This is a genomic window from Yoonia sp. SDW83-1, from assembly GCF_046762885.1.
Lineage (GTDB): Bacteria > Pseudomonadota > Alphaproteobacteria > Rhodobacterales > Rhodobacteraceae > Yoonia.
Window position 1 is genome coordinate 1 of sequence record NZ_JBKQXO010000040.1, and the last position, 3,941, is coordinate 3,941.

The 3,941-nt window shown below is 53.9% G+C and carries 4 protein-coding genes; 1 reads left to right on the forward strand and 3 read right to left on the reverse strand.

Annotated features, from left to right (window positions below):
- Window positions 1–436 precede the first annotated feature (436 nt).
- The 3 genes from ACFWW4_RS22600 to ACFWW4_RS22610 all read right to left on the reverse strand — a co-directional run bounded on the left by ACFWW4_RS22600 (window position 437) and on the right by ACFWW4_RS22610 (window position 3,055).
- Window positions 437–805, reverse strand: a complete 369-nt coding sequence (locus tag ACFWW4_RS22600; RefSeq protein WP_411892897.1) for a hypothetical protein — start codon at window positions 803–805, stop codon at window positions 437–439.
- An 8-nt stretch (window positions 806–813) separates the two neighbouring features.
- Window positions 814–2,076, reverse strand: a complete 1,263-nt coding sequence (locus ACFWW4_RS22605; RefSeq protein WP_411892898.1) for a hypothetical protein — start codon at window positions 2,074–2,076, stop codon at window positions 814–816.
- Window positions 2,077–2,701: 625 nt separating this feature from the next.
- Window positions 2,702–3,055 (reverse strand): winged helix-turn-helix transcriptional regulator, encoded by a 354-nt coding sequence (locus ACFWW4_RS22610; protein WP_411892899.1) that lies wholly within the window; start codon window positions 3,053–3,055, stop codon window positions 2,702–2,704.
- A 116-nt stretch (window positions 3,056–3,171) separates the two neighbouring features.
- Between ACFWW4_RS22610 and ACFWW4_RS22615 the strand changes: the two genes are divergently transcribed.
- The gene (locus ACFWW4_RS22615) at window positions 3,172–3,840 is read left to right on the forward strand and encodes a glutathione S-transferase family protein (protein ID WP_411892900.1); all 669 of its coding nucleotides are present in this window, start codon (window positions 3,172–3,174) and stop codon (window positions 3,838–3,840) included.
- Window positions 3,841–3,941: the final 101 nt, after the last annotated feature.

Consider the following 3,941-nt stretch of genomic DNA (forward strand, 5'->3'; position numbering starts at 1 on the left):
ATCTGACCCGCCACTGTCGATGATCTGGCCACATACGATCCAAGCGCCCAACACCGCAGAAGCCTCCCAAACTCAGATAGTTTCCACACAGCCTCCGGACAAACCGGACTTTCGCTGCGGCTGCGCCAAGGTCAGCTTTCGAGAAACCTAGTAAATCAAAAACGGTGGTTTTGGTGCCTCTTTTGCCTAACGTCACTATGAAATGCAATCTCTATCAGCAATCTGAATTTCGACCAATCTCGTCCCAAGGCTGTTTTATCCCGTTGCACTAACGCCAAAAACGGTCATTTTTGCCGGTGACAGAAACGTATGAGTTCTGGCACATACAGCCGTTTTGAGAGGGTTGGATATGAGCACAAGGCCGTTATTGCGCAGCGAAATAGACTACGTCATATACAGGTAGGGTACAGATCTCGAGCCTCCGACGTTTTACCCGTCAACCGCCTAACGACGCGACGATCTTGGTCACATCCAAATCCTCAATCTTGTCGAATTCGGCCCTCTCTCCATCTTTGCTGATAACAACCAACGTGCCGCGCGGGAGTGCTGGGTCCTTCTTGACTATGACCGTATCACCCCGCGCGTCGATCACCACGCCCTTAGACCAAAGACGCACGAGCCGGATGGCGGCGTTGACCAGCAGGGCGAGAGCGGCGGCCCCTATGATTAAGATGCTCGTCGCCGCAAGCCCAAGAGGTTGAACTGACTTTGCTCCAGTTACATTCATCTCGTTCAGTACTTGCATCGCGTTGTCGGAATTTTCTCCCGAGGCCTCGATATGAAAATTAATAATCTGTTCGGACATGGTGTCTCCTAATATACGGCATTTGGTTCTTTGGGCGGGAAACTCGCGTCTAGGTGATCGTGCCACAGCGGCGAGGGGCGAGGTGCTCCTACCAGGCTCTGGCGTTGGATTAGGTGATGTTCGACTCCGGCGGCCAAATTGCCCATCACGACGGAAGTGTTAGCAGTAATTCGATCAAAGGCCAAACGCGCCGGCCAATCCTCAAACTTCATTGCCTCGTCAATAAGTGCCTGACGACGGCTATATACGCTCGGATAGATATCATGTGCCCACTGCATATTATCCATTGGTTCCACCCGGTCCAGCACCCAAAGTGCACGATCTAAGAATTCGATTGCGAACAAAGCCAGGAGCGCGGCCCAAAACCCGATGCCGAACGAGCCATTAGTTCCGCGGGTGAAGCTCGAAAGGGTGTTTAAGGCGAAGTGGTCAGCCTGGAATTCAAACTCTGCACACGGCTTCTGGCCCAGATGCCCAAGCTGCTCGTGGCCGGTCTCGTGCAGCAAAACGAACCCAAGCATATGATGGAAGATGCCACCAAAGGTGCTGTTTGGATCACGTCTTGGCGGGCGCTGCGCTGACTGCGGGGTGCCTTTCAGGATATAGACCTCCAAGAGGTCGGCCAAGAGTCGAGCGTTGCTCTCATCTGGCGGAGGGAAATCCGGCAAATGGGACATCGCTTCGTCGTTGTAAAACGTCTCAGGCGTGATTTCGGGGCAAGCGCGCTCAAAGATCTTCGCTAAATCTCCCATAAAGAGATAAAGTCCCTCATCGAAGAACATTATGGTTCGCTCAAGCGGCCATATCTGTGCGTTGTAACTTCCGCAGGGCGTTGTCGCCATCAGTGGTCGTGGCACCTTTATCAATCCCGCATCCCGCATTGGAAACACTGTCTTATCATAGGCAAGCTCCCATGCGCCCAAAAGCAGTGGGTTTCCCCACTCGGTCCGCGCCCCTTGTCGGAAGTAGGCGGCGTAGTTTGTCTCAACGAGATGAAAGAACTCGGCCTCCTGATCGGCGGTCAGATCCGCGGGCTTACGTGCGCGGCTCTGCGCCATCATCTCATCAACCGTGGGGGCAGCGATCCGAAAGCGGGCAATCGCCGCGTCGATGTCACCGTTCAGGCCGCTGCGGTCAGCCAACTCTCGATAGGCCTGCTCCTGCCTCACGGAAATGAAGTTTCGCTCGAATTCCGTCCAGACAATTCTCTCGGCAGCAAGATGCTCAGCCGCTTCGCTTTTAGACCGCGGTGTATGTGGGCTATTTGGCATAATAATACCTACCCTACTAAAAATGTTGGCTAACGTTCCTGCAAGATTGCCTGTGAATCAAGTTTTTTGTTCTCAATGACGCGGAACTTTTTCCGTTGCTGCATCGTCTCACGATAGCGGTGCTGGATGGGCGAGGACATGCTGCATCGGAAAAAGGCAATATCTAGTATCGGGAAAGTCCTGCAGCATGGACATAAATCTCATGTCATAACCTATGAGCCACAAACGGTCGTTTTCGTCACTGACTGTGACAGGTCCATTAAAATGGAAAAACCTTGTTTCACAAATCCTTGGCAGAACTTAGTTTGATTTTGTCACGTTTTTGACAGCAGGCTGTTTGAAGCGGACATCCGTGCGCAGTGCAGCATCTGGAAAAATGGGCTCTCTACCGCCATTAGATCGACCGCAGCATATCGCCCGACTAATTCTTCCTCTCATGCCACGGACGGCCCTAAGCCGACGTTGAGGGCTCATCTCAGTTGCTGCGATCGCAATCCGATTAGCGGTCATTCGCTGCGAGCGCATGAAATGATGAGTGGCATAGCCTTGTTCGTGGCAAGTGATTCCAGTTGTCCTGCCGACACCAACGGATGGTGCTAGGCAGAGATTGAATGTGGATCAGGTGTTATGAACCAGTTGAACGGTTCACCCACCAGTCGTGCATCGATGTGAACACCGGAGCGAGCGCCAGGCCATCCGCGCTGGCCGAGTATTCGACCCGTGGCGGCACCTCGGCATAGACCTTGCGGGTGACCAGCCCGTCCGCTTCCAGCGCCCGCAATTGGTTGGTCAGCATCGTCTGAGTGATTCCGTCGATGGATTGCCGCAATTCGCCAAATCGCTTGGTGCCCTGAAAAATCAGAATCTGCAGAATTAGCAGCTTCCATTTGCCGCCAATCATCCCGATCACCCGGGGCGCCGGGCACGCACTTGCCTCTGGGACTTGTGTTTGGACAGGATCGACAAGGGCCTCAGACATCTTGTTTTCCTCAATAGTATCTTTTTCAGTAGTATGATAAAAATTTCTGCCTACTTTTTGGATCATACCGTGGTGGCTATGTCTCTGCAAACACCCACCCACGGAGGAATGTATTCATGTCTCTGGAAATCTGGACCGTAAGCGGCGCCCCCAGTCCCTGGCGCGCGGCCCTTGGAATGGCCTTCAAAGGCCTCGACTATGACGTCCACCTGCTGTCCGCCGCTCGGAAAGAGCATAAGTCCGACGCCTACCTAGCCATCAATCCACGCGGCACCGTCCCGACGGTGAAAGACGGCGATGCAACCCTCAGCCAATCCGTTGCGATCTTGGCCTGGCTGGATCGAGAGTACCCGGACACACCTTTGTTTGGGGACACACCACTAAACGCAGCGCTTATCTGGCAAAGGACCATGGAAATCTTCGACCACCTGTCCGGCGCCACAAGCAGTGTCCTTTCCCCGATCTTCTTTCAAGGCGCGGACGAAGCCACAGACGACCTGAGAAACGCCAGCGAGAAACTGCAATCAGAGCTTGCTCATTTAACCGGCATCTTGGTTGAAACTCCTTTCCTATCCGGCGAACGCCCGGGTGCCGCAGACGCCGTCGCTTTCCCACATGTGCGTCTGATCCAACGAGCGATGGAGACGAAGCCAACAATCATGCAAGCGCTCGGCTTGCCGGATCTGGCAACTCTATCGACTGAAATCGCGGATTGGGTCCAAAGGATCGAAGCCTTTCCAAACGTCGCCGCAACCTTCCCGCCCCACTGGGCAGAAGCCGCCTAAGGACAAATGGCCTGCTGCCGGTTTCGTGGACACCGAGATAAGGTGTTTATGAAACTGGAGAATCTACATGACGAGAAGAGTGTTCAGCCGCGAGTTCAAGC

Coding starts and splice junctions, on each gene's coding strand:
- ACFWW4_RS22600 (WP_411892897.1), bottom strand. CDS start 805: ATGTCCGAACAGATTATTAATTTTCATATCGAGGCCTCGGGAGAAAAT.
- ACFWW4_RS22605 (WP_411892898.1), bottom strand. CDS start 2,076: ATGCCAAATAGCCCACATACACCGCGGTCTAAAAGCGAAGCGGCTGAG.
- ACFWW4_RS22610 (WP_411892899.1), bottom strand. CDS start 3,055: ATGTCTGAGGCCCTTGTCGATCCTGTCCAAACACAAGTCCCAGAGGCA.
- ACFWW4_RS22615 (WP_411892900.1), top strand. CDS start 3,172: ATGTCTCTGGAAATCTGGACCGTAAGCGGCGCCCCCAGTCCCTGGCGC.